Raw genomic sequence first — 23,228 nt, 5'->3', positions numbered from 1 at the left:
CCGCCCTGCGAAGCCCATCTCAAGCTTAAGGTTACTCTTAGGAAACTAACCAACATCATCTTTGTTCCTGAGCTGCTTTATTACTTTGGGCACTGAATGAGGAAGACAAGAGTCACAAGGATTGCGAACCGAGCGGAACAACAAACGTTCATCAATCGTTGGAAGCCAAGCTTAGGAGAGAGCCGAGGCTTGATGTCTGCGGCCAACCGGCACGTGCTTGCCTGTAAAGAAGCATTCTTCCGCTCGCACAAGGGAGATTAGATCATGAGTATCGGAAAGGTCCGCGTCGGGATCGTGGGCGTCGGCAATTGTGCCTCGTCCTTCGTGCAGGGCCTCTCCTACTACAAGGACGCCAAGGGCAATGAGCCCGTGCCAGGCCTGATGAATGTGGAGATCGGCGGATATCACATCAGCGATGTCGAGGTCTCGTCGGCCTTTGACGTGAACGCCTCGAAAGTGGGTCGGGACATTTCGGAGGCCATCTTCGCCGAGCCCAACAACACGCAGCGCTTCGCGGTAGTTCCTGAAAGCGGAATTATCGTCCATCGTGGCAAGACCCTCGACGGGCTGGGCAAGTACCTGCGCGAGGAGATCGAGGAATCGGACCAGAACGAGGCCGACGTTACGGAGATCCTGCGTCAGTCCAAGACAGATGTGTTGGTCTCCTATCTGCCCGTAGGATCCCAGAAAGCGACAGAATGGTATGCCGAACGGGCCCTGGAGGCGGGCTGCGCCTTCGTCAACTGCATTCCGGTGTTCATTGCCTCAAACCCGGAGTGGCGCAAGCGCTTCGAGGAGCGCGGCCTCCCTATCATCGGCGATGACATCAAGAGCCAAGTCGGTGCCACCATCGTCCATCGCGTGCTGGCCAATCTCTTCCGCGAGCGCGGCGTGCGGCTCGACCGGACCTATCAGCTCAATTTCGGCGGCAACACCGATTTCCAGAACATGCTGGAACGGGAGCGGCTCGAATCCAAGAAGATCTCGAAGACTCAGGCCGTATCCAGCCAGCTCGACATCCCTCTGCCCGCCAGGGACATCCATGTGGGCCCGAGCGATCACGTGCCGTGGCTCACGGACCGCAAATGGGCCTATATCCGTCTCGAAGGCACCACTTTCGGCGGCGTGCCGCTGAACATGGAGGTGAAGCTCGAAGTCTGGGATTCGCCCAATTCCGCCGGCATCGTGATCGACGCCGTGCGGTGTGCAAAGCTCGCAATGGACCGCAAGATCGGTGGCGCGCTGACTGGTCCATCCAGCTATTTCATGAAGTCGCCTCCGCAGCAGTTCACCGACCATGAGGCCCGTGAAAGAACCATCCGCTTCATCGACGGCGATGAAGAGTAAGAGAGCGAGGACGTGACCACCACGTTCTTCCTCGTCCGCCACGCGGCTCATGACAGGGTCGGAACCATCTTGTGCGGCCGCATGCCCGGAGTGCATCTTGGAGCTTTCGGAAAAGATCAGGCCGAGCGTCTGGCGGTGCGCTTTGCCAGCGAAACCATAGCCTGCATCCGCACAAGCCCCCTGGAGCGAGCCGTGGAGACGGCCGAGCCCATTGCTCTCAAACTCAGGCAGTCCCTCGACATCTGCGGCGCGATCAGCGAGATCGATTTCGGAACCTGGTCCGGCAGGAGCTTCGAAGCCCTGGCGCAGGATCCTGGCTGGTCGGCATGGAACAAGTCCCGCAGCACAAGCCGCCCGCCGGAGGGTGAGACGATGCTCGAAGCACAGACGCGCATCGTTGGAGCCATGGAGCAGCTGCGCCGCCGCCATTCGGATCAGTCCGTCATCCTGGTCAGCCACAGCGACGTTATCAAGGCCGCCCTGCTCTACTATCTGGGCCTGTCGATTGATGCCTATGGGCGCTTCGACATCGACCCCGCCTCCATCAGCACTCTCGTGGTCGGTGACTGGGGTTCTAAGGTCTTGCGTTTGAACGAGATGGTGGGCGCATGAAGATCGTCATTTTTGGGCTCACGATCTCCTCGTCCTGGGGCAATGGTCACGCAACTCTCTGGCGCGGCCTGATCCGTGCGCTTGCACGACGCGGACACAGGGTCGTGTTTTTCGAGAAGGACGTGCCCTATTATGCATCGAACCGGGACTTCTTCGAGATTCCGGGCGGGGACCTCGTCCTCTATCAAGATTGGGCGGACATCCGCCAACAGGCCGCGACCGAACTCGCTGATGCGGATGTGGCTATGGCAACGTCCTATTGCCCGGATGGTATCGTGGCAAGCGAACTCCTGCTCGATGCGCCACATCCACTCCATGTGTTCTACGATCTCGACACGCCGGTCACCTTCTCGCGCTTGGAGGCAGGTGAGCCCATCAACTATATCGGGCCGCGAGGTCTGCGCGATTTCGATCTGGCGCTCAGCTACACAGGCGGCTACGCTCTCGATAGGCTTCAATCAGAACTCGGAGCCTGCCGCGTCGCGCCGCTTTACGGGCATGTGGATCCGAGCGTGCATCATCCGGTGCAACCGGCAGACCATTACGTGTCGGATCTCTCCTATCTCGGAACCTATGCGGCGGATCGTCAGGCAGCCCTGCAGCGCCTATTCATTGATCCTGCGGGCTTGCGCCCGCAGCAACGCTTCCTGATTGGGGGTGCGCAATACCCTGCCGACTTCCCCTGGCAGCCCAATATTTCTTTCGTCCGGCATCTACCGCCGCAGGAGCACCCCGCCTTCTTCTCCTCCTCGCGCCTGACACTCAACATCACCCGACAGGCCATGGCCGACATGGGCTGGTGCCCCTCGGGACGCCTGTTCGAGGCGGCAGCCTGCGGCACGCCGATCCTATCGGACAACTGGGAGGGTCTCGACAGCTTCTTCGAACCCGGCCAGGAAATCCTCATTGCAGAGAGCAGCGACGATGCAGTCAGCGCGCTCGATCTCACCGATGCAGAGCTGAAACGCATCGCCAGCGCTGGCCGCGAGCGGGTGCTCGCGGAGCATACCTCGGAGCATCGGGCGCGGGAGCTTGAGATCCTGCTGGAGAGCGCCAGTTCCATTTCGTCCTCGAACGGCGGCTCTGCCGCCATGATGGAGGCCTGACCATGTGGGGGATCATACCCGCAGCAGGGATCGGCAGCCGCATTCAGCCGCTGGCTTTCTCGAAGGAGCTTCTCCCGGTAGGCAGCCGCCTCGACGATGGCATCGAGCGCCCCTGCGCGGTCAGCGAGTACCTCGTAGAGCGCATGATTCATGGCGGCGCGGACAAGATCTGCTTCGTGATATCGCCCGGCAAATCCGACATCATGGAATATTACGGCGCAAGCTATGGCACCGCCTCCATCGCCTATGTAGTCCAGCCGCAGGCGAGCGGGCTGTGTGACGCCATCTTCCAGGCTGCCCCTCTGATCCCAGCCGATGAGAGCGTGATCGTCGGCCTACCGGACACCGTCTGGTTTCCCGAGAAGGCGCTCGCGGAACTCCCGGAAGGAATACTCTCATTTCTGCTCTTTCCGGTCGACAACCCTCAGGTCTTCGACGCTGTCGTCTTGGACGAGACGATGCATGTCCAGGAGATTCAAGTGAAGCGGGAGGATGCGTCCTCCCGGTGGATCTGGGGCGCCTTCAAAATGCCGGGCCATGTCCTTGAGGGCCTGCGCCGGCTCTGGCTCTCACGCAGTCGCGAGGATGAATATTTCGGCACTCTGGTGAACGCCTATCTCGCACAGGGAGGCGAGGCCGTAGGGATCAAGGCCGGGGTGTCCTATGTCGATGTCGGAACGCTGCACGGCTACCGGTCCGCCATCGGTTTGCTGAGCGAGGCGGCCCAGCAGGAGAATGTCACGGGCGCGCGGGTCGCCCTGGGCTGGCCTGCCGGCCGGCTGCCGCGCGGCCTCCACGATTTGAACAGGGAGTAAACTCCACGATGAATGCGATCGACCCAATGCCGCCGGAAGAAATCCGCCGGAAAGCTGAGGCACTTGGCCCCTGGTTTCATAACATCGAGCTGAAGGGCGGCGTCTGGACTGCGCCCAATCACTTCCTGGGCAATTACCCTGCCGTGAAGTGGCAGCAATTTTCAGAGGCGATCCCGCAGGATCTCACCGGCAAGAGCGTGCTCGATATCGGCTGCAACGGCGGCTTCTACTCCATGGAGATGAAGAAGCGCGGCGCGGAGCGCGTGCTTGGCGTCGATTTCGATGATGCCTATCTCGCCCAGGCGCGGTTCGCTGCACAGACGATGGGCCACGACATCGAATTCCGCAAGCTCTCGGTCTACGACCTTGGGCAGCTCGGCGAGACATTCGACGTAGTGCTCTTCATGGGCGTCCTGTACCACCTGCGGCATCCGGTTCTCGCCCTCGACCTCATTCACGAGCACGTCGCCAAGGATCTCCTCGTGTTTCAGTCGATGCAGCGCGGTTCGTCAGAGACCATGCCGGTCGATGAGAACTACACCTTCTGGCAGACGAACCATTTCGACGATCCGCGCTATCCGAAGATGCACTTCATCGAGCATCGCTATGCCGATGATCCGACGAACTGGTGGGCGCCGAACGCGGCCTGCGTGGAAGCCATGCTCCGCAGCGCCGGATTCGAGATTGTTCAGCATCCGGAAACCGAAGTTTACATCTGTCGCCGTGTCGATGCCCCGCCCGGCGCGGGCGCCGTCTACCCGGCCCAAGGGAGAACCGCATGATCGAAGCCGCAATGATCTGGAATGAGCCGAATAACAAGTCCCACTGGGATCCGGAGATCGATCCGGATTGGAAGCTCTTTTCCGACATGGTGATCGCCGCCGGTCAGGCGATCAAGGCGGAGAATCCTAACCTTCCGCGCGTGCTCGGAGGCATCTCCCCCATCGACCCCGGCTTCATCAAGAAGCTGGAGGATCACGGCGCCCTGGATCATCTCGATGTCGTGGCCGTTCACGGCTTCCCGCTCGACTGGAACCTGTGGCAGATCCATGATTGGCCGGCGAAGATCGATGAGATCCGGGCAGTGACGGACAAGCCCATTTGGGTCAGCGAAGTCGGCATCTCGACCTTCGGGGCCGAGGAGGTGCAGGTTTGGGGCTTGAACAGGACTGCGGAGCTTCTGATCGGCAAAGTCCCGAAGATCCACTGGTACAGCCTCTACGACCTGCCCCGCGCCTGGGAGGCAACCACGCGTCACCGGGAGGCGGAGGGCTCGTCCTATTACCGACACTTCTACATGGGCCTTCTGCGCGAGGACGGCACGCCTAAGCCGGCTCTTGAGGAATATGCGAAATACGCTTCTCAGATGGGCCTGTGCCAGTGGTTCCATTATGAGGATCACCGCCTCGACGATGCTGTGGCATGGATGAAGCGGCTGGGCGTGAAGTATCTGCGCACCGGCCTGTCCTGGGCCGACAGCTTTCGTCCCAACGCGATGGACTGGTTCGACCGACAGATGGAAGCGCTTGCCGATTTCGACGTGACGGTGACCTTCTGCTTCACGCCCGAGCATCGCGGGATCGCGCCGCATCACACCAGCGCCCCACAGGTGAAGGAAGAGTTCGCCGAGTTCTGCGCCACCATGATCCGGCGCTATGCGCCCTCAAGCCAGCCAGCGCAGGCGAATAAAGTTCTCGAAGCGCTCTGAACCCAATCGTTGAATAGAGCATCGAACGCAAAAGTGGACACCGGTTTTGCGTGAAAAGATGCGTCAAGCCAAAAACTTAAAGCATCGGACGTGATTTCGAATTCACGTCCGATGCTTTAGTCAGAGAAAGGGGCGGCCGAACTTTGTTCGGCCGCCCCTTTCAATTTCAACTCTGTCGAAGCTGACCCTATCTCCCGTAGATTCGGTCCAACACACGAGCCGCGTCCACCAGTTGTTCCGCAGCAGGATCGAACCGCTCACCCGCCGCAAGCCGCGAGGCCCAGTCTGCAGCCGCACGTCCGCCCCATTCGTCCGGTGGCGTCGTGAGAATCTCGCTGGACGTGCCCCAATAGCGCTCCGCTGTGAAATCGTAGAACGAGCCGTTCACGTTGTGCAGCGATACGCCGCCCTGGGTTCCGTAGAAGGTGGCGGAAATCACGGCCTCACGTCCTGCCTGCAACCGCCAGGAGCAGGCGAGCTGTACCACGGCGCCGGTTTCCAGCTCCACGGTCGCAACTGCGTAATCCTCCACCTGAGTGGCCGTATCCTTGAGCGGAGCACCGCCGGCGAAGAGCTTGCCCGTGACGCTGGCAATGCCGGGGTTGTTCAGGCTCCACAGCGCCAGATCGACGAGGTGAACGCCGAGATCCATCACGCAACCGCCGCCGGAGAGAGCCGGATCGTAGAACCACGGCTTATCCGGACCATAGGCATTGTGGAACACCAGGTCCACGGCATAGATGTGCCCCAGTTCTCCAGAGCCGATGATCTCGCGGATGCGGCGCATACCCTCCGTATAGCGATAGGAAAGATCGACGCAGAGAAGCCGATCGGCCCTGCGCGCGGCATCGACTACCGCCTGCACTTCAGCGGTCGTGCGGCCGAGCGGCTTCTGGCAGAACACGGCCACCCCACGCTCCAGCGCGCGGATCGACTGCTCCGCATGCATGGCGCTGGGCGTTGCGATCACGACACCGTCGATACCGAGGTCGAGGATATCGTCGAGGGTCGAGACCAGTTTCGCATCCGGCGCCAGCTTGCTCGCCTCCGAGGCCATTTCCGGCGAAGCATCGGCAATGACCGCAACATCGGCGGCTCCCGTTCCGAGGATCGCCTGCATGCGATGCCGGCCGATCCAGCCGACGCCGAGAAAGCCAAGGCGAGGACGGGCAAGCGACGTTGCTGATTGTTCTTCGAAAAGGGCCTGCTGCACCATTAGTAGGTTACCAGAGCTTTGAGGAATCCATCCGGCCGGTCGCGGGTGGCGTTGAGCGCCTCGTCCAGCCGCTCCAACGGATAGGTATGGGTGTAGAGAGAGCTCGGATCGAGCCTGCACGATGCAATGGCATCCACCGCTTCGCGAAGACCCTGCATGTAGATCTTCGGGTCACGCTCATGGGCGTTGATCACGTCGATGCCGCGCCAGTTCCACAGCCACATGTTGACTTGGCGGGGGCCATCCTGATGGTATCCGGCAACGATCAGCTTGCCGCGCTCGCGGGTGAGCTCGGCGGCGAGGTCCAGCGGCCATTGCTTGCCCACGGCTTCGATCACACGATCGCAGAAAGTGCCGCCGGTCAGGTCCTTCACCTGTTCGATGATCGCGTGATGATCCTCCATGGGGATCGTCTCGGCTGCGCCCATACGGCGCGCGAGATCGAGTGAGAAGGGCCGCCGCGAGATCGCGATCACGCGTGCGCCGGCATCCGTTGCAAGCTTCGTCAGGATCGCGCCGAGAAAACCGATGCCGATGATGGCTACAGTCTGACCGGCCTCAATCTCGCTGCGATGAAAGATGTTCATGGCGCAGCCGAGCGGCTCACCGGGGAAAGGCTGACCTGCAAGCACTTTCGGCAGCCGCACCACGGCCTCCGCATCGGCAAGGTCGTATTCGGCGTAGGACTTGTAGGAGAGCGCCGCAACGCGGTCACCAATCGCCAGATCCTGGACACCCTCGCCAAGCGCGTCCACAAAGCCCCAGGCTTCATGCCCAAGCGCGCCCGGCTCGGTTGGATATTGCATCCATTCCGGCCCGGCCCAGGGGGTCAAATTCGAGGCGCAAACGCCACAACCTTCCAGACGCAGCCGTACCTGACCGGGACCGGGCTCCGGTCGCGCCACTTGGCGCACTTCGATCTGTCCAGGTCCTGTGAGGATAGCAGCCCGCATAGCTTGAGCCGCCCTGGTTCGACTAGCCTTGTGCTCGGGATTGGAAATATCGCTGCTCGTGCCGTTTTCGTTCAGCAAGTGTGGCCCTCCACCATGATGCCCGAGCAAGTAGGAACCAGGGAGGAGACTTCAAGGCTTGGCTGTATGCCGCGCTCAAGAAGCACTTTCTGCGGTTTTCTCCGCGACGTAGTCCCTGCGTGCTACGCTGTCGGGTTCCACGCCTTTCTCGGTGCACCAGCGGGCGAAAGCCTCAGGCTCAATCAGAATGCGATTGACGTGAAGGCCAGCTTCCCTGCCGACGGATTCGTTGTTCTCGGCGGCCGCAAGCCAAGTCTCGTAGGCAGGGGCCAGATTGTGCCGGTCGGCCATCATCTCGCGGATGCGCTGGTAATCCTCACGTCGGTACCATGGCAGTCCGATCCGACGTGCCGACTCATTCGTCATTCTCGTTAGCCCCCATATCGATCAGCATCGAGCCCTCTTATCGTAGGAAGGCTCGATGCTGCAGCGTCTCTTCAGCTCAGCAGATAGAGCACAGCGGGTGCCGCAGTGAGCAACCCGGCTGCCGTCAATAACGTGAGCCGATGATCAGGGTTCGCGATACGATGAACTTTTCGTGCGGTCGTTCCGGCCTCCATGCTCCAGCCGTTCATGCAGGAGCAGAGAAGGCGGTGAGAGGCTCCCTCGGACAATTCGAAGAACTCCATGGCATCCCCGAGCGTGTCGCCCTTCAGGCCAGCTGCCCGCAGGACCGGATCCTCAAAGGCAACCGTGATCGGCGACTCGTCTGATCGCAATTGCGGGCGCTTGTCTTTCGGGACGAACTCGATCTCACCCAGAGACCTCAAACGCCGCTTCGGCTGGCGCTCCAGCACCTCCGCCCAACGCTCCAGGCGCTCGTGGCGGGACAGGAAACCTTGGTTGAACTCATGCACCTCAGCGACGCTACGCAGCTTCTCTACAGGCTTGTGTTCCATAGGTATTCTCCTGCAACGGAGCCGACCCTGACATCCGGGGCCGAGCCCAGGGAAACCTATGATCGCCTGAGTCCCGGGCTTTTTTGCGTCAAACGACCCTACTGTGCGGAAAAGTGGCCCCGGTTTTCCGCGGCAAACGAGGGGCTCATCCGAAATGGTGGATGCGGCGATCAGAAGAGAGTTTCGTGCGGATGAGCCACATGCTCCTGGAAGATTGCCCCGGTGGCGGGCTCGACCTCCTTGAGCACGACCGCATAGCCCCAGAGGTTAGCCACCATCTGCAGCACCCTCTGGGCATCATCCTTGTGGAGGAGGGTCCGATTGAGCACATGATGGTGGAGAATCAGGCGCCGGTCGCCGGCAAGATCGACATCGATCACTTGGATGTCGGGATCGCTCCAGCCGACATCGTAGTGACGCGACAGGGAGCGCCTCAAGCGGCGATAGCCGCGCTCGTCATGGATGGCTTCGATCCTGAGATCTGGCCGGTCAGGATCGTCCACGAGATGGAACATGCGCCACTGGCGCATCAAATGCGGGCTTAAATACTGCGAGATGAAGCTCTCGTCCCGGTAGTTGGCCCAGACATCGCGCAAGACCGCCATGGCGTCACCGGTGCCGGCGATCTCGGGGAACCACTCCCGGTCTTCGGCCGTCGGCTTCGTGCAGATGCGCTCGATGTCCTGCATCATGTCGAAGCCAAGGGCATAGGGATTGATCCCACCATAATGCGGATCGTCGAACTCGGGCTGGCGCGTCACGTTCGTGTGCGACTGCAGGAATTCCAGGAAGGAGCCATCGCTGATCTGCCCGGTCTCGTGCAGGCGGGTCATGATGTGGTAATGGCAGTAGGTGGCGCAACCCTCGTTCATCACCTTGGTCTGCCGTTGCGGATAAAAGTACTGAGCGATCTGGCGGACGATGCGCAGGATCTCCCGCTGCCAGGGCTGAAGGCGCGGCGCTGACTTCTCAAGGAAGTACAAGAGGTTCTCCTGCGGAAGTTCCAGGAGGGCGCGCCGGCGCTCGTCACTCAACTGGGGCTTCGCGGCGGCCCCTTTCGTAGGCACCGTGCGCCAGAGATCGTTGAAGGTCTGCTCCTGATGGAGATGGCGCTCCTTCTCCCGGCGCTCCTCGGAACGCAGGTCCGGGCGTTTCTTGCGCGGATAGCGGTGGACGCCGTGGGACATCAGCGCATGGGCGGCATCGAGCACGCGCTCCACGGCGGCGTGGCCGTAGCGCTCCTCGCAGCGCGTAATGTAGCCCTTAGCGAATTCGAGATAGTCCAGGATCCCGTCAGCGTCCGTCCACTCCTGGAAGAGATAGTTGTTCTTGAAGAAATGGTTGTGCCCGAAAGCCGCGTGGGCGATCACCAGCGTCTGCATCGTCGCCGTGTTCTCCTCCATGATGTAGGAGATGCACGGGTTCGAGTTGATCACGATCTCGTAGGCCAAACCCATAAACCCCTGGCGGTAACTCGCTTCATGGAGCGCGAAGCGCTTGCCGAAGGACCAGTGCTTGTAGAACAGAGGCATGCCGATCGACGCATAGGCATCGAGCATCTGCTCGGCGGTGATGACTTCGATCTGGTTCGGGTAAACGTCGAGTCCCATTTCCCCGACGCCGATCTTTTCGATGGCATCGTGGATGCGCTGGATAAGGCCGAAATCCCAATCGGCACCCTGGAACAGAAGTTTCTCGTGTTCCATCACACTCATGGCACCCTGGCTCCTGCCTCCGCATCGCGCCGGCGGAAGAGTTCACGGAAAACGGGATAGATCTCGCGGCGGTGGTTCACCTTGCGCATGGCGAGATGGGCGCCCTGTTCCTGCAGCGTCTCGTACGTCTGCCACAGGGACGTCTTGTGGTTGATGAAACCGGTCTGCATCCGGTCGCTGTCGCTGCCGACCTCCAGATAGGCGTAGTACTGGCAGACGGGCAGGATCACGTCCCTGAGCAGGGCTGCGCTGGTGCTGCCGTCGTTGGGGGAGTTGTCGCCATCGGAGGCCTGAGCCGCATAGATGTTCCAGGCATCCGGGGAATAGCGCTCCTCCACGATGCGCTGCATCTCGCGCAAGGCCGAGGACACTACCGTGCCGCCCGTCTCGGGGCTGTTGAAGAAGGTCTCCTCGTCCACCTCCTTCGCCTCGTGAGTGTGACGGATGAAGACGATCTCCACGTGCTTGTAGCGCCGCGTCAGGAAGATGTAGAGCAGCATGTAGAACCGTTTGGCCAGATCCTTCATGTGCTCCGTCATGGAGCCCGACACGTCCATCAGGCAGAACATAACCGCCTGGGCGACCGGCCGCGAGATCGGCTCGAAGCGACGATAGCGAAGGTCGAGAGGATCGATATAGGGAAAGCGCTTGGTTCGCAGCCTCAGTTGCTCAAGCTCCTGCCGCAGGGCCGTGAGATGCTCCGACGAGCCCTCCTGCTTCTCGAGCCGTTCGATCTCCTCCTCGAGGCGCAGGAGCTCCTGGGGCTTGGGGCGTCGCATAGCGATGCGGCGCGACAGGGCGTTGCGCATGGAGCGCAGCAGCGCCAGGTTCACCGGAGAACCCGTGACCGTGTAGCCTGCCCGCCGCAGCCCTTGCGTCTCGACCGTTGCGACCCTTCGCTTGGCGAGGTCGGGGAGTTCGAGGTCATCAAGAAAGAGATCGAGGAACTCGTCGCGCGTCAGGGCGAAGCGGAAATCATCCTCACCCTCGCCATTATCGCCGCCGGCCGAGCTGCCGCCCCCGCCGCCGGGCGGCCGGTCGATCGTATCGCCTTCGATGAAGCGCTTGTTCCCGGGCAGGATGTGATCATGCACTCCGCCTTCGTTCGAGCGCCGGAAGCTGGGCTCGCGAACACCATCGGCTGGGATCGTGACCTCCCCGCCCCGTTCGAGATCGGTGATGTCCCGATCTCCTGCGGTCTGGCGCACGGCCCTCTGAATCTGCGCCTTGGCGCGGCGAAGGAAGCGTTGGCGGTTCGCCAGACTCTTGCCTCCTGGGTTGAGGCGCCGGTCGATGATGTACATAGGAACGCCTGATCTGCCTCCGTCTTCTGTCAGCCCGCCTGCTTCACGCGCATGTACCACTCCACGAGACGCCGGACTTGGCGCTCGGTGTAGCCACGCTCCATCATCCTTGCCACGAACTCGCCGTGCTTCTTCTCCGTCTCGCTGTCCTTCTTGGACCCGAAGCTAATCACGGGCAGGAGTTCCTCCACCTGGGAGAACATCCGGCGTTCGATCACATCGCGGATCTTCTCATAGCTCGTCCAGGACGGGTTGCGGCCATTGTTGCCGGCCCGCGCCCTCAGCGAGAACTTCACCACCTCGTTGCGGAAGTCCTTCGGGTTGGCAATGCCTGCCGGCTTCTCGATCTTGGTCAGCTCCTGGTTCAAAAGCTCCCGGTTGAGAAGCTGGCCGGTATCGGGATCCTTGAAGTCCTGATCCTCGATCCATGCATCCGCATAGGCCACATAGCGGTCGAACAGGTTCTGACCGTAATCGTGATAGGATTCGAGATAGGCTTTCTGGATCTCGTGGCCGATGAAGTCGGCATAGCGCGGGGCAAGCTCCGCCTTGATGAACTCCAGATAGCGCCGCTCCACGTCCTGCGGCAGTTGCTCCCGCCGGAGCGACTGTTCGAGTACGTACATCAGGTGTACCGGATCCGCCGCAACCTCGATCGTGTCGTGGTTGAAGGTGGCGGACAGAACCTTGAAGGCGAACCGGGTCGAGATCCCGTCCATGCCCTCGTCGACCCCGGCCGAGTCCTTGTATTCCTGCAGGCTACGCGCACGCGGGTCGACCTCGCGCAGGCTTTCGCCGTCATAAACCCGCATCTTCGAGTAGAAGTTGGAGTTCTCGTGCGCGCGCAGGCGCGACAGAACCGAGAACCGGGCCAGCATCTCGAGCGTGGCCGGAGCGCAGGGAGCACCTGCCAGTTCCGAACCCCTGATCAGCTTCTCGTAGATCTTCTGCTCCTCCGTGACCCGCAGGCAATAGGGCACCTTGATCACGTAGATGCGGTCGATGAACGCCTCGTTGTTCTTGTTGGTGCGGAAAGTCTGCCATTCCGCTTCGTTCGAGTGGGCCAGAATGATGCCCGTGAACGGGATGGAGCCGATATTCTCCGTCCCGACATAATTCCCTTCCTGCGTGGCCGTGAGCAGGGGGTGGAGCATCTTGATCGGCGCCTTGAACATCTCGACGAATTCGAGGATGCCCTGGTTTGCCCGGTTGAGGCCGCCGGAATAGCTGTAGGCGTCGGGATCGTTCTGGGAGAGCGTCTCGAGCTTTCGGATGTCGACCTTGCCGACAAGGGACGAGATGTCCTGATTGTTCTCGTCGCCCGGTTCCGTCTTGGCAACCGCAATCTGCCGCATGCGGGACGGATTGATCTTGACCACCCGGAACTTGGAGATGTCGCCCTTGAACTCATCGAGGCGTTTGATCGCCCAGGGGCTGAGCAGATTGGTCAATCGCCGCTGGGGGATACCATAGCGCTCCTCCAGCACGGCTCCCATCTGCTCCGGATCGAAAAGCCCGAGCGGGCTTTCAAACACCGGGCTGATCTCGTCGCCTGCCTTCAGGACATAGATAGGGTTGACCTCCATCAGAGCCTTCAGACGCTCGGCAAGGGAGGATTTGCCGCCGCCCACAGGGCCCAGCAGGTAGAGGATCTGCTTGCGCTCCTCCAGTCCCTGGGCTGCGTGACGGAAGAAGCTCACGATCATCTCGATCGTCTCTTCCATGCCGTAAAATTCGGAGAAGGCGGGATAAACCCGGATCGTGCGGTTCATGAAGATGCGGCCAAGCCGCGCGTCCTTCGAGGTATCGACGAGTTGAGGCTCGCCGATGGCCGCCAGGATGCGCTCCGGAGCGCTTGCATACATCATGGGATCGGTGCGGCACCCTTCCAGGTATTCCGCCAGGGACATCTCCGCCTCGCGGCGGGTCTCGTAGGCCTTCAAGAAACTCGAGAACAGGTCGTCGGAATGAAGCATGGCGCCACCGAAATCCAATCCCTCTCAGAGATAACTATTGTGCACCGCTAAGGTTGCTCAGACCATGCGATACGATGATGCGGCCAATTGGTGCGGCATAACCCTTTCGTTGTGGCGGCTGATGAACAGATCGCAACAGATCCGGCTCATCTCGGCTCCGTCCGTGCGACCTGGAAGTTTGCCAGCCCTCACAACCAGCGTCGCGGATTGCGGGCGGGACGGCAAGTTAAAGTTTCTCACGAGCCGCCCGTTTCGGTGTGCCGCATTGCCACCTGGTCAATCATGAGTCGCCGTTTCCTCAAGCGAGTACAAACCCTTACCTAAGATGTGGGGATGACCGGCAAGGAAGCCAACCTTTGCTGATTCACTTGCCCGTGACCGTGTGGAAAAGCTGCCCTCTGCCGCAACACAGCAAAAGCGTGTCACCCTCAATGAACAAACCCTGTCCGCATCCATTGACGGTTGTTCGATCAAACCTATCGTCTGTAGCGCCTGAATACCTAGCGGGACTTACCCCTTCAGTCCGCTCTATCCGGAGAACTTTCCTGTGATCAAAGCTTTCGGCTATGCCGCCCAGGATGCAACCACACCGCTTTCGCCTTTCCGCTTCGAGCGCCGGGAGCCAGGTGAGCGCGACGTTCAGATCGAGATCCTCTATTGCGGCGTCTGCCATTCCGACCTGCATACGGTGCGGGAAGAATGGGGCGGCACGCTCTACCCTTGCGTACCAGGACATGAAATTGTCGGCCGCGTCATCCAGGTTGGCCAAGGTGTGCAGAAGTTCAAGGCAGGTGATGTCGTCGGCGTCGGCTGCATGGTCGATTCCTGCCGCACCTGCCGGTCGTGCCGCGACGGTTTGGAGCAATACTGCGAGGTCGGATTCACCGGCACCTATAACGGACCGGAGCAGGGCACGGGCGCCAACACCTATGGCGGCTACTCCGACACCGTCGTGGTCGATGAGAGCTTCGTCCTGCGGGTACCGGACGGTCTCGATCCAGCCGCTGCGGCGCCTCTCCTGTGCGCCGGCATCACCACCTATTCGCCCCTGCGCCGCTGGCGTGTTCAGCCCGGCCAGAAGGTGGGGGTCGTGGGACTCGGCGGCCTCGGTCACATGGCCGTGAAGCTCGCCCGTGCCATGGGCGCGCACGTGGTGCTCTTCACCACGTCTCCCAACAAGCGCGAGGATGCCCTGAAGCTGGGCGCTCACGAAGTGGTCGTCTCCAAGGACCAGGAGGCCATGAAGGCGCACCGCAACAGCTTCGACTTCATCCTCGACACGGTCGCCGCTCCGCACGACCTCGACAGCTACCTCGTGCTGCTCGCCCGTGACGGCGCCATGGTGCTTGTCGGCGCGCCGGCTGAGCCGCACCCGGCCACCACCGTGTTCAACCTGATCATGAAGCGGCGTCAGCTCGCCGGCTCCCTGATCGGCGGCATCGCGGAGACGCAGGAGATGCTCGACTTCTGCGCTCAGCACGGGATCACCGCCGAGATCGAGATGATCCCGATCCAGAAGATCAACGAGGCCTATGAGCGGATGCTCAAGAGCGACGTGAAGTACCGCTTCGTGATCGACATGGCCTCGCTGAAGCAGGAGGCAGCTGCTTAAAGCCCGGCGAGCAGCCTCGGATGCTGGTCTACGGCGACATCGAACGGGACGAGACGGTTGGCGCCAAGCAGGCGGCCGTCACGGGCCTGCTCTCTGAAGCCCTTTCCATGCCGCCCGGCATCGAGCGGCATGGAGCTTTCGTGACGGCCTTCATCAGCGCGAGCGAACTTGTCCAGGGCATCATCGACGCTGAATTTCATGAGCACGGCTTCGACGCCTGGACCAAGGACCACGAGGCAGGGATGGAATGCCTTTCTGTCCTCGCCCGAGCCGTCGGGGAATCCTGGCGCAGCGGCTTCAGGCAGCTTTCACCCCTGCCCCAGACCTTCTTCGAAAAGCTGAACGGGTTCGATCCGTCGCGAGCCGTCCGTATCAAGCACGCGGAAGGCTATGCCTTTTATGCCCTCTACCCGGAAAGCTACCTGGAAGCAGCCAGGGCTTCAGGCCTGGGATCGAACACCCAGGTCATCGGCATCCGCAGCATCGGCGCGGGCCTGAGCGCCCTCGTGGCGGCAGAGCTCGGTGCCCCTGCTCCTGTTACCCTGCGCCCGGTGGGTCATCCCTTCGGGCGGGAGGTAAGGGTCGATCCGGAGCTTACCAAGAGCCTTGTAGCCGACGGCCGAAAAACCTTTGCCGTCGTCGACGAGGGTCCGGGCCTGTCGGGCAGCTCGTTCGGGGCGGTGGTCGACTGGCTGGAGGAAGCCGGGGTTCCGCGAGACCGGATCCACTTCTTCCCCAGCCACGGCGGCGCGCTTGGTCCGCAGGCCAGCGACAGGCACAGGGCACGGTGGAGCTCGGCTGCACGCCACCTCGTCACCATGGACGACCTCCTGCTGCGCGGGGCACCTACCCACCGCATCGAGAGTTGGTTGGAGAGCATCCTCGGCCTGCTGGATGCTCCTCTGGAAGAAATCTCGGGAGGTGTCTGGCGATCCCGGCGCTACGGGGACGAAAGTTCGTGGCCACCAGCCAACATCCAGCAGGAACGGCGCAAGTTCCTGGCGCGGACGAACGGCACGGCATGGCTGGTCAAATTTGCGGGTCTGGGCGAGACGGGCGCCCAGAAGCTTCGGATGGCCGAGAAGCTTCATGAAGCGGGTTTCTCGCCGGAGCCGGCGGGCTACCGCCACGGTTTCCTGGTGGAGCGCTGGCACGATAAACTGGAAAGCCTCGATCGGGCCCAGATCAGCCCCGGGAGCCTCGTCGAGCAGGTTGGCGCCTATCTGGGCTTCCGCGCCCGGCATTTCCCGGCAGGCGAGCATGAGGGTGCCTCCCTGGACGCGCTGCGCCGGATGGCGATCTACAATGCAGGCCAAGCTCTCGGGGAAGCCAAGTCTGCAGCCCTGGAGCAATCTCTTGCGGCCGCAAACGCCCTCGCAAGCCGCGTGCATCGGATCTGCACGGACAATCGCCTCCATGACTGGGAATGGCTGGTTTCGGGCAGCAAGCTGGTCAAGACGGATGCCCTCGATCACAGCGCCGCCCATGACCTCGTCGGCCATCAGGACGTGAGCTGGGACGTTGCCGGCGCAATCGTCGAACTAGACCTCTCGGAGGAGGAAGCCTCACGTCTCTGCCAGATCGTCCAACAGGAGAGCGGGACACCGGTCGATCAGGCCCTGCTCGCCTTCATGCTTCCCTGCTATCTCGCATTCCAGCTGGGCGCCCACCTCATGGCCGCGGGAGCCCTAGGCGAAGGGCCGGAAACCACCCGTCTGCGCCAAGCTGCCAGTCGCTATGGAGGCCTCCTCTGTGATCGCCTGAACCAGTCAGGAGCACCTGAACCTTTGCAGGAACAAGAAGAAGCATCGGCCAGTTAAACGCCAAGGCAATCCACTTGCGGGGCCGGACCGATCCGTCCGGCCGGATCGGTTCTTGCATGCTTTCCGAAACATGGCGGCTCTTGAAGGTGGCATTCGCAGGCTGGTGGAATGACCGCGCCATGAGCCTTGGCGCCTCCATCGCCTTCTTCACCGTGTTCTCCCTGGCCCCGATGCTGCTTGCCGCCATCGCGGTCGCTGGGCTTGCCTTCGGCCGGGAGGCCGCGCAGGGCGCCATCGTGGCGGAACTCGGCGGGATGATCGGCAACAACGAAGCGTCGGCCCTCGAGGCGATGATTGCCAGTGCCAGCAATGTCGGCTCCGGCATCATCGGCATGACAATCGGGATCGTCACCTTTCTGCTTCTGGTGACTGGAGCCGTGGTCGAACTTCAGGACAACCTGAACATCATCTGGAAGGCGAAACTGCCTGCCAGCTATGGAGTCATGAGCTTCATCCGCACGAGATTGGTGAGCCTCGCGCTGGTGCTGGGCATCGGCTTCCTGCTTCTCGTCTCCCTGATCATCGATACGGGCCTCACGGCCATCGGCTCCTACCTCGAGGCGAATTTTTCAGGCGCGACGATCATTCTGCGCTTCCTCAACAGCCTCGTGGCCTTCGCGGTCGCCACGCTCCTGTTCGCGATGATCTTCAAGCTGCTGCCGTCCGTCGATCTCCAATGGAGCGACGTCTGGACCGGATCCCTCGTGACCGCCCTCCTGTTCACCCTGGGCAAGTTTCTGATTGGCTATTATCTCGGCAAGAGCAACGTGGCCTCAAGCTACGGAGCCGCCGCCTCGATCATCACGATCCTGCTCTGGATCTACTATTCGTCCCTGATTCTGCTTTTCGGCGCGGAGTTCACCAAAGCCTATGCCGAGAACCGCGGAAGTCGGCAGGACCGCAAAGCGGCGGAACCACAAAAAGAATGGGCCAGGCTTCCTGACCCATTCGATGTTTAACGTCCGTAGGAACTACTCGGCAGCCTCTTTCGTGGCGGGCTCCGTCGGGACATCGCGCATGCCGCTCAGGACCTCCTCGGCCGAGGCCTTGTAGTTCTTCACGGAACTCGTCCACTGGCCCCAGACGGCCGGATCGATTGTGTCGCCATTCTTGCCCAGCTTCTGAAGCCGGCTTTTGTCCTCGTCGGTCAGAACCTGCTTCGGCAACGGCTGCAGGTTGCAGACATCGTCCGCCGTGATGCCGATCATCTCGCCCACACGGGTGCCGTAATCGTCGTGGACCAGCAGGAAGTGCCAGATCATCCGTTCCTGCACATCGCGCTCGCACTGGCCGAGCAGCGTGCCCATATTGAGGACGAGATCGTCGCGCTCCCAGTCCATCATGGTGCAGTAGCGGCCCCGCGCCTGAACATAGTCGTTGCGGCGCTCGAGGACGCTGCGGGTCAGCCGACCGCGGATCTCCGGCGGATTGTTCGGCTCCTCGCGCGGCGACTCGTGCAGGCCGTTGTGGATCGACGGCTCGAAGTTGATGTGCGGGTTCTGCCCAGGCGCCAGATCGCGGCGATAGGACATCTGCCCGCCGTTCAGATTGGTGAAAACCCTGGCGTTCTTGGCCTGGTTTACCGGCAGTTGCAGGTAGTTCGTGCCGACACGGTAGCGCTGGGTGTCGGAATAGGAGAAGGTCCGCCCCACCAGCATCTTGTCGTCGGAGAAGTCGAGCCCGTCCACGAGCACGCCCGTGCCCATGGCGATCTGCTCGTTCTCGTTGAAATGATCCTGGACGTTGCGGTTGAGCGTCATCACGCCCACATGGCGCAGCGGGAAGTCCTTCTCCGGCCAGATTTTGGTGTCGTCGAGCGGATCCCAGTCCAGCTCGGGATGGTCGTGATCCTCCATGATCTGGACGTACATGTCCCATTGCGGATGCTCGCCCCGTTCGATCGCCTCATAGAGATCCTTGGAGGCGGAGCCGAGATCCTGGCCCTGCACCTTGGCGGCCTCTTCGGCCGTCAGGCTGGCCAGGCCGCAACGCGGATGGAAGTGGTACTTCACCAGCACCGTGTCGCCCTGGGCGTTGACCATCTTGTAGGTGTTGACCCCGAACCCTTCCATGTGCCGGTAGCTCGCCGGAATGCCGCGCGGGCTGAACAGGTGCGTCAGCATATGCATGGATTCGGGCGTCTGGCTCATGAAGTCGAAGATGCGGTTCGGCTCCTGCCGGAACGTGATCGGATCGGGCTTCAGGGAGTGAATGACATCCGGGAACTTGATGGCATCGCGAATGAAGAAAACTGCCAGATTGTTGCCAACCAGATCCCAATTGCCATCCTCGGTGTAGAATTTCACGGCAAAGCCGCGCGGGTCGCGGGCGACCTCTGAGGAGTCGCGGCCGCCGATCACGGTCGAGAAACGGATGGCAAGCGGTGTCTTCTTCCCGGCCTCCTGGAACAGCTTGGCCCGGGTGTACTTGGAGGCAGGCTCGTCGCCGATCTTGCCGGTTACCTCAAGCTCGCCGTAGCAGACGAAGCCGCGAGCATGGACCACGCGCTCAGGGATCCGCTCGCGGTCGAAATGGGTGATCTTCTCAAGGAATTGATAGTTCTCCAGCGTGGCCGGACCGCGGCTTCCAACGGTACGCTGGGACTGGTTGTTGGTGATCGGATGGCCCTGCCGGTTCGTCAGGACCTGGTCCGGCGTTCCCGATGGTGCTTTAGGGCTTTTATCCATGGCTCTCTCCCTTGAATGAACCGTTGATTTCGACGCGCCCCCTGAGGGACCTTAAAAGGCCCGCAGTGATCAATACCAATCGATATTTCTATGAATCCCGATCAGATTATCTAATTGGCTTTCCAAGGCGCTGCCGCCTGCTTGCGGAGGCAACAGCCGGAATCGGCATTGGTTTCGCCGCAGACGCAGATGGGGCACTGGAAAAGCTTGATCGCTCAGCCGAAGATGCGGTCGCCCTGCTCGTCGATGATCTGCTTGCCTTTCACGATCGCAAAGGCGGTCGCATCGTCCTTGCTCGGATGGGTCTCGGCCCGCACGAAGCGGTGCTCCTTGGTTCCGGTCCCGGAATCCTTCTCGATGATTCCTGCAGTCTGGTATCCACCCTTGGCGGAGTAGGGCGCGGGACGGATCCGAAAGCCCTTGTATTCAACGGGTTCGGCGGCAGGCTCCTCGCGGCCGCTCGCACCGCCTCCCCCTGCAAAGCGGTTCCAGAGGTCTTTCAGGATCGACGGCATGGCTGAACTCGAGCTGTATTGATTCGTGAGACTGAAGCATAATCGGGCCTCAGCAGAGGTGCGACTCTCACTCATCTCATCCCATCAAGATCCCATGATCAGGCTTGACCATTCACCATCAGCGCCTTGACGGCCATCGTCCCACAACCAACTCTGGCAGGGATTTGTTGTCTGCGGAATGCAGGAGGCCACGATCATGAAATATCCTCTGTTCGGTCTGTTCTTCTCTGGGACCCTCCTGACCGGCGGCATTGCCGTTGCCCATCATGGCTGGGGGAGCTACGACGCGAGCCGGCTTGTTTCGGTCACGAGCAACATCCAACGGGCCAACTGGGAGAATCCCCATGTGACCGTGGTGGTGACCCACGAGAACAGGAACTGGGATGCAGTGCTGGCGCCCCCCTTCCGCATGAGCGCGCGGGGCCTGAACCCCGACATGATCAAGCCTGGAACATCCGTGCGGCTTGAGGGCTACCCCTCCACCCGCACGGACACCGAAATGAGAGCCGAGCGCATCATCCTGGGCGGCAAGACATACGAACTGCGCTAAGAGCCCCATGTACTTGGACCTGCTCGCAGCCCTGGAAGGCTCCTGGCTCGGCCATGCGGGGCGCCACTCAGCCTGGCTCTATACGGCCGCGAACCTGTTGCATGTGCTTGGAGCTGCCTTCGTGGTCGGTGGCATTGCCGTCTTCGACCTGAAGGTACTGGCAGAGCATGGCAAACATGCCTGGCAGGTGGGACGCTATGCCATTCCCCTCGCGGCGGCCGGCGTCCTCATCCAACTCCCGACAGGTATGCTTCTCCTCGCCGTGGAGGCGCGCGCGCTCGGAACCAACCCTGCCTTCTACGCGAAGCTCGCCTTTATTGCTTTAGGGCTCATCAATGTCACGATTCTCCATATTCGCTTTGGGTCGGCCCTGCGTGGCGGAGCCCTGCCGCCTGAAGCCCGTGCTTATGCCCTCGTATCGCTTCTTGCATGGGTCGTCACACTCTTGGCAGGACGCATGATCGCCTATCTCTAGCTTGGCACGACCCGTTGTCACGAAAACCTATTCACCACTGAGGTATTCATGCGCTTGCAGCTGGCGCTTTGCGGAATCCTTCTTTGCTGCAGCGCAGTCTCGGCGAGTTCCCAATCGTCCAGTGAAACCGTTGAGCAGGCCCTGTGCCGGCTGATCGAAGGCGCTGCACGGGTCCAGAAGATCCCGCGCGATCTGCTCACCCGGCTGATCTGGCAGGAAAGCTCGTTCCGCCCGCATGTGGTCAGCCCGGCGGGGGCGCAAGGCATCGCGCAGTTCATGCCCGGCACGGCCAAGGAACGCGGGCTGACCGATCCCTTCGACCCCGAGCAGGCGATCCCGAAGGCTGCAGAATTTGTGGCCCATCTCGCAGAGCAGTTCGGCAATTTGGGTCTCGCGACCGCTGCCTATAATGGCGGCCCGGCTCGGGTTGCCTCATGGCTGGCTGGGCGCGGCGGATTACCGGCGGAGACTCAGAACTATGTTGTCGCCGTGACGGGCCGCTCGGCGGAGGAATGGGCCTCGGATGCAAGGGACAGGAAGGGTGCGAGCCAAGAGGCATCCGGCGCCGAACCGCAGACATGCCTGCAGATCGTCGCCGCTCTGAGAGTGCCCGGCCGTGGCGACACGTTCGAGGCTCCCTTCGCCCCCTGGGGCGTTCAGCTTGCCGGTAATTTCTCAAAGGAGAGAGCGCTGGCCAGCTTCAGGCGTGCAAGCCAGGCTTATGCTTCCCTCATCCAGGATAAGCGGCCCATGATCATTGGCACGCGTTTGCGCTACCGCGGAACCAGAACTTTCTACCGCGTGCGGGCGCCGGCCGAGACGCGGCAGGCTGCGGAGCAGCTGTGCCGCAACATCCGCTCGGCGGGAGGCAGCTGCATCGTGCTGCCGAGCTAAAGAAAAAGCCCTAATGGGAGACATCGGGGCTTTCTTGAATGATGTCGATCAGCGGCGCTGAGGCCTGAGCGAGCGAGCCAGTTCGCGGATGACATTGTCCTCGATGTTGAGGTTCAGATCATTGTCATCGTTATTGTCGTCGTCATGCATGTCGGCATCGGCCGGAGCGGCGGGCCTGGACAGCACACCGCGCTGCGGGGCCTGCGGCCTCTCGCTGGCCTGAGCCGCAGGGGGCGGCGGAGGCGCGTTTCGCTGCCCCCCACCCTGCTCCACAGGGTTGCGGGCCGGTGCGTGAGGCGTATAGCCCCGAGGCGCCACGTAGCGGTTTTCCAGGGCGTCGAGCAGGCTGTTGAGAGCCGCGTTCGACATCGGCACATCCGGCGCCTGGGGGGCGCCCTCCAGCGCAATGGAGCGGTTCTGATAGGCGACTTCCGTCGTGACGTCCGCGCCGAACCAGGACAGGGGCCGGAAATCCCGGGCCTCATCCTCGCTTTCGAAGGACACGGAGATCAGGTCCAGGGGACCCGGCGTCACGAAGCGCAGGATCTGGATATCGCGGGTGCCAACGGTCAGATGCGTGAGCAGGTAATCGAGCTTGCCAGGCGTGACGTCGAGCAGCGCCTCGGCATGGGCCCGTGGAACCTCGGTACGCTCCTCGATGGGCCCATTGGCGCTCGCGTGAACCAGAACGAGGCTCCCCTTGTCACCCTCCACGACCACGAAGGAACTGCGATCGGCCTGATTGGGGAAGTGGCCTTCCGTGACACGATTGCCTCCCCGCTCCTTGCGGATGAGTCGCGCAAGAGAAGAGGCAATGAGGTAACGCCGGGAAGTAACCATATTAAGTTCTCTACTATTAACCGAGTGTCGCGTATCAGCTCGAAGAATTCTCAGCATACTGCCTCAAAACAACGAAGTTACACTTCGTGCTCCAAAGGCAATT

The 23,228-nt window shown here is 61.6% G+C and carries 22 protein-coding genes; 12 read left to right on the top strand and 10 right to left on the bottom strand.

What is annotated here, in order from left to right; all coding sequences use genetic code 11:
• Positions 1 to 264: 264 nt before the first annotated feature.
• From FHR70_RS01475 to FHR70_RS01450, 6 genes are read left to right on the top strand one after another with little or no spacing between them, the layout of a single operon-like run.
• Complete coding sequence (locus tag FHR70_RS01475; protein WP_183446390.1) at positions 265 to 1,347, top strand: inositol-3-phosphate synthase; 1,083 nt, start codon at positions 265 to 267, stop codon at positions 1,345 to 1,347.
• A gap of 12 nt (positions 1,348 to 1,359) precedes the next feature.
• Positions 1,360 to 1,959: a histidine phosphatase family protein gene (locus tag FHR70_RS01470; protein WP_183446388.1), complete on the top strand. Its 600-nt coding sequence runs from the start codon at positions 1,360 to 1,362 to the stop codon at positions 1,957 to 1,959.
• Entirely contained in the window at positions 1,956 to 3,065 is a 1,110-nt protein-coding gene (locus FHR70_RS01465; protein WP_183446386.1) for a CgeB family protein, read from the top strand. Before FHR70_RS01470 ends, FHR70_RS01465 begins: the two co-directional genes overlap by 4 nt.
• Positions 3,066 to 3,067: 2 nt before the next feature.
• The gene (locus FHR70_RS01460; RefSeq protein ID WP_183446384.1) at positions 3,068 to 3,880 is read left to right on the top strand and encodes a sugar phosphate nucleotidyltransferase; all 813 of its coding nucleotides are present in this window, start codon (positions 3,068 to 3,070) and stop codon (positions 3,878 to 3,880) included.
• An 8-nt stretch (positions 3,881 to 3,888) separates the two neighbouring features.
• Positions 3,889 to 4,662: a TIGR04290 family methyltransferase gene (locus tag FHR70_RS01455; RefSeq protein ID WP_183446382.1), complete on the top strand. Its 774-nt coding sequence runs from the start codon at positions 3,889 to 3,891 to the stop codon at positions 4,660 to 4,662.
• Positions 4,659 to 5,588, top strand: a complete 930-nt coding sequence (locus tag FHR70_RS01450; protein WP_183446380.1) for a glycoside hydrolase 5 family protein — start codon at positions 4,659 to 4,661, stop codon at positions 5,586 to 5,588. Before FHR70_RS01455 ends, FHR70_RS01450 begins: the two co-directional genes overlap by 4 nt.
• Positions 5,589 to 5,775: 187 nt before the next feature.
• Here FHR70_RS01450 and FHR70_RS01445 read toward each other — a convergent pair whose 3' ends face one another.
• The 7 genes from FHR70_RS01445 to FHR70_RS01415 all read right to left on the bottom strand — a co-directional run bounded on the left by FHR70_RS01445 (position 5,776) and on the right by FHR70_RS01415 (position 13,729).
• Positions 5,776 to 6,804 (bottom strand): Gfo/Idh/MocA family protein, encoded by a 1,029-nt coding sequence (locus FHR70_RS01445; protein WP_183446378.1) that lies wholly within the window; start codon positions 6,802 to 6,804, stop codon positions 5,776 to 5,778.
• Positions 6,804 to 7,757, bottom strand: coding sequence for an MDR/zinc-dependent alcohol dehydrogenase-like family protein (locus tag FHR70_RS01440; protein WP_183448432.1), 954 nt, complete (start codon positions 7,755 to 7,757; stop codon positions 6,804 to 6,806). The genes FHR70_RS01445 and FHR70_RS01440 overlap by 1 nt, the downstream gene beginning before the upstream one ends.
• A gap of 153 nt (positions 7,758 to 7,910) precedes the next feature.
• A complete protein-coding gene (locus FHR70_RS01435) occupies positions 7,911 to 8,201 on the bottom strand; it encodes a hypothetical protein (RefSeq protein ID WP_183446376.1) in 291 nt (96 codons plus the stop codon).
• A 71-nt stretch (positions 8,202 to 8,272) separates the two neighbouring features.
• Positions 8,273 to 8,734: a hypothetical protein gene (locus FHR70_RS01430; protein ID WP_183446374.1), complete on the bottom strand. Its 462-nt coding sequence runs from the start codon at positions 8,732 to 8,734 to the stop codon at positions 8,273 to 8,275.
• Between the two features lie 170 nt (positions 8,735 to 8,904).
• A complete protein-coding gene (locus FHR70_RS01425; RefSeq protein ID WP_183446372.1) occupies positions 8,905 to 10,449 on the bottom strand; it encodes a SpoVR family protein in 1,545 nt (514 codons plus the stop codon).
• Positions 10,446 to 11,753, bottom strand: coding sequence for a YeaH/YhbH family protein (locus tag FHR70_RS01420; RefSeq protein WP_183446370.1), 1,308 nt, complete (start codon positions 11,751 to 11,753; stop codon positions 10,446 to 10,448). The genes FHR70_RS01425 and FHR70_RS01420 overlap by 4 nt, the downstream gene beginning before the upstream one ends.
• A gap of 29 nt (positions 11,754 to 11,782) precedes the next feature.
• Positions 11,783 to 13,729: a PrkA family serine protein kinase gene (locus tag FHR70_RS01415; protein WP_183446368.1), complete on the bottom strand. Its 1,947-nt coding sequence runs from the start codon at positions 13,727 to 13,729 to the stop codon at positions 11,783 to 11,785.
• 547 nt (positions 13,730 to 14,276) lie between these two features.
• On the opposite strand from FHR70_RS01415, the gene FHR70_RS01410 reads away from it, so the two are divergent.
• Genes FHR70_RS01410 through FHR70_RS01400 form a run of 3 tightly spaced genes read left to right on the top strand, consistent with a single transcriptional unit; the run spans position 14,277 to position 18,123 of the window.
• Entirely contained in the window at positions 14,277 to 15,341 is a 1,065-nt protein-coding gene (locus FHR70_RS01410) for an NAD(P)-dependent alcohol dehydrogenase (RefSeq protein WP_183446367.1), read from the top strand.
• Positions 15,342 to 15,361: 20 nt separating this feature from the next.
• Positions 15,362 to 17,161 carry a hypothetical protein gene (locus FHR70_RS01405; protein ID WP_183446365.1) on the top strand — a complete coding sequence of 600 codons (1,800 nt, stop codon included), beginning with the start codon at positions 15,362 to 15,364 and terminating at the stop codon, positions 17,159 to 17,161.
• A gap of 59 nt (positions 17,162 to 17,220) precedes the next feature.
• Positions 17,221 to 18,123, top strand: a complete 903-nt coding sequence (locus FHR70_RS01400) for a YihY/virulence factor BrkB family protein (protein ID WP_183446363.1) — start codon at positions 17,221 to 17,223, stop codon at positions 18,121 to 18,123.
• A gap of 12 nt (positions 18,124 to 18,135) precedes the next feature.
• Here FHR70_RS01400 and FHR70_RS01395 read toward each other — a convergent pair whose 3' ends face one another.
• Entirely contained in the window at positions 18,136 to 19,851 is a 1,716-nt protein-coding gene (locus tag FHR70_RS01395) for a catalase (protein ID WP_183446361.1), read from the bottom strand.
• A 215-nt stretch (positions 19,852 to 20,066) separates the two neighbouring features.
• A complete protein-coding gene (locus FHR70_RS01390; RefSeq protein ID WP_183446358.1) occupies positions 20,067 to 20,366 on the bottom strand; it encodes an HlyU family transcriptional regulator in 300 nt (99 codons plus the stop codon).
• 196 nt (positions 20,367 to 20,562) lie between these two features.
• Here FHR70_RS01390 and FHR70_RS01385 point away from each other — a divergent pair, with 196 nt between their 5' ends.
• From FHR70_RS01385 to FHR70_RS01375, 3 genes are read left to right on the top strand one after another with little or no spacing between them, the layout of a single operon-like run.
• Entirely contained in the window at positions 20,563 to 20,916 is a 354-nt protein-coding gene (locus FHR70_RS01385; protein WP_183446356.1) for a DUF6152 family protein, read from the top strand.
• Positions 20,917 to 20,923: 7 nt separating this feature from the next.
• Entirely contained in the window at positions 20,924 to 21,391 is a 468-nt protein-coding gene (locus FHR70_RS01380) for a hypothetical protein (RefSeq protein WP_183446354.1), read from the top strand.
• 48 nt (positions 21,392 to 21,439) lie between these two features.
• Entirely contained in the window at positions 21,440 to 22,285 is an 846-nt protein-coding gene (locus FHR70_RS01375) for a lytic transglycosylase domain-containing protein (protein ID WP_183446352.1), read from the top strand.
• Between the two features lie 48 nt (positions 22,286 to 22,333).
• Here the strand turns inward: FHR70_RS01375 and FHR70_RS01370 are convergent, their stop codons facing one another.
• Positions 22,334 to 23,125, bottom strand: a complete 792-nt coding sequence (locus FHR70_RS01370; RefSeq protein WP_183446350.1) for a CYTH domain-containing protein — start codon at positions 23,123 to 23,125, stop codon at positions 22,334 to 22,336.
• Between the last annotated feature and the right edge of the window lie 103 nt (positions 23,126 to 23,228).

It is taken from the genome of Microvirga lupini, from assembly GCF_014191055.1.
Taxonomy (GTDB): domain Bacteria; phylum Pseudomonadota; class Alphaproteobacteria; order Rhizobiales; family Beijerinckiaceae; genus Microvirga; species Microvirga lupini_A.
The sequence above is the reverse complement of the archived record's forward strand: the minus strand, read 5'-3'. Positions and strand labels throughout refer to the sequence as shown.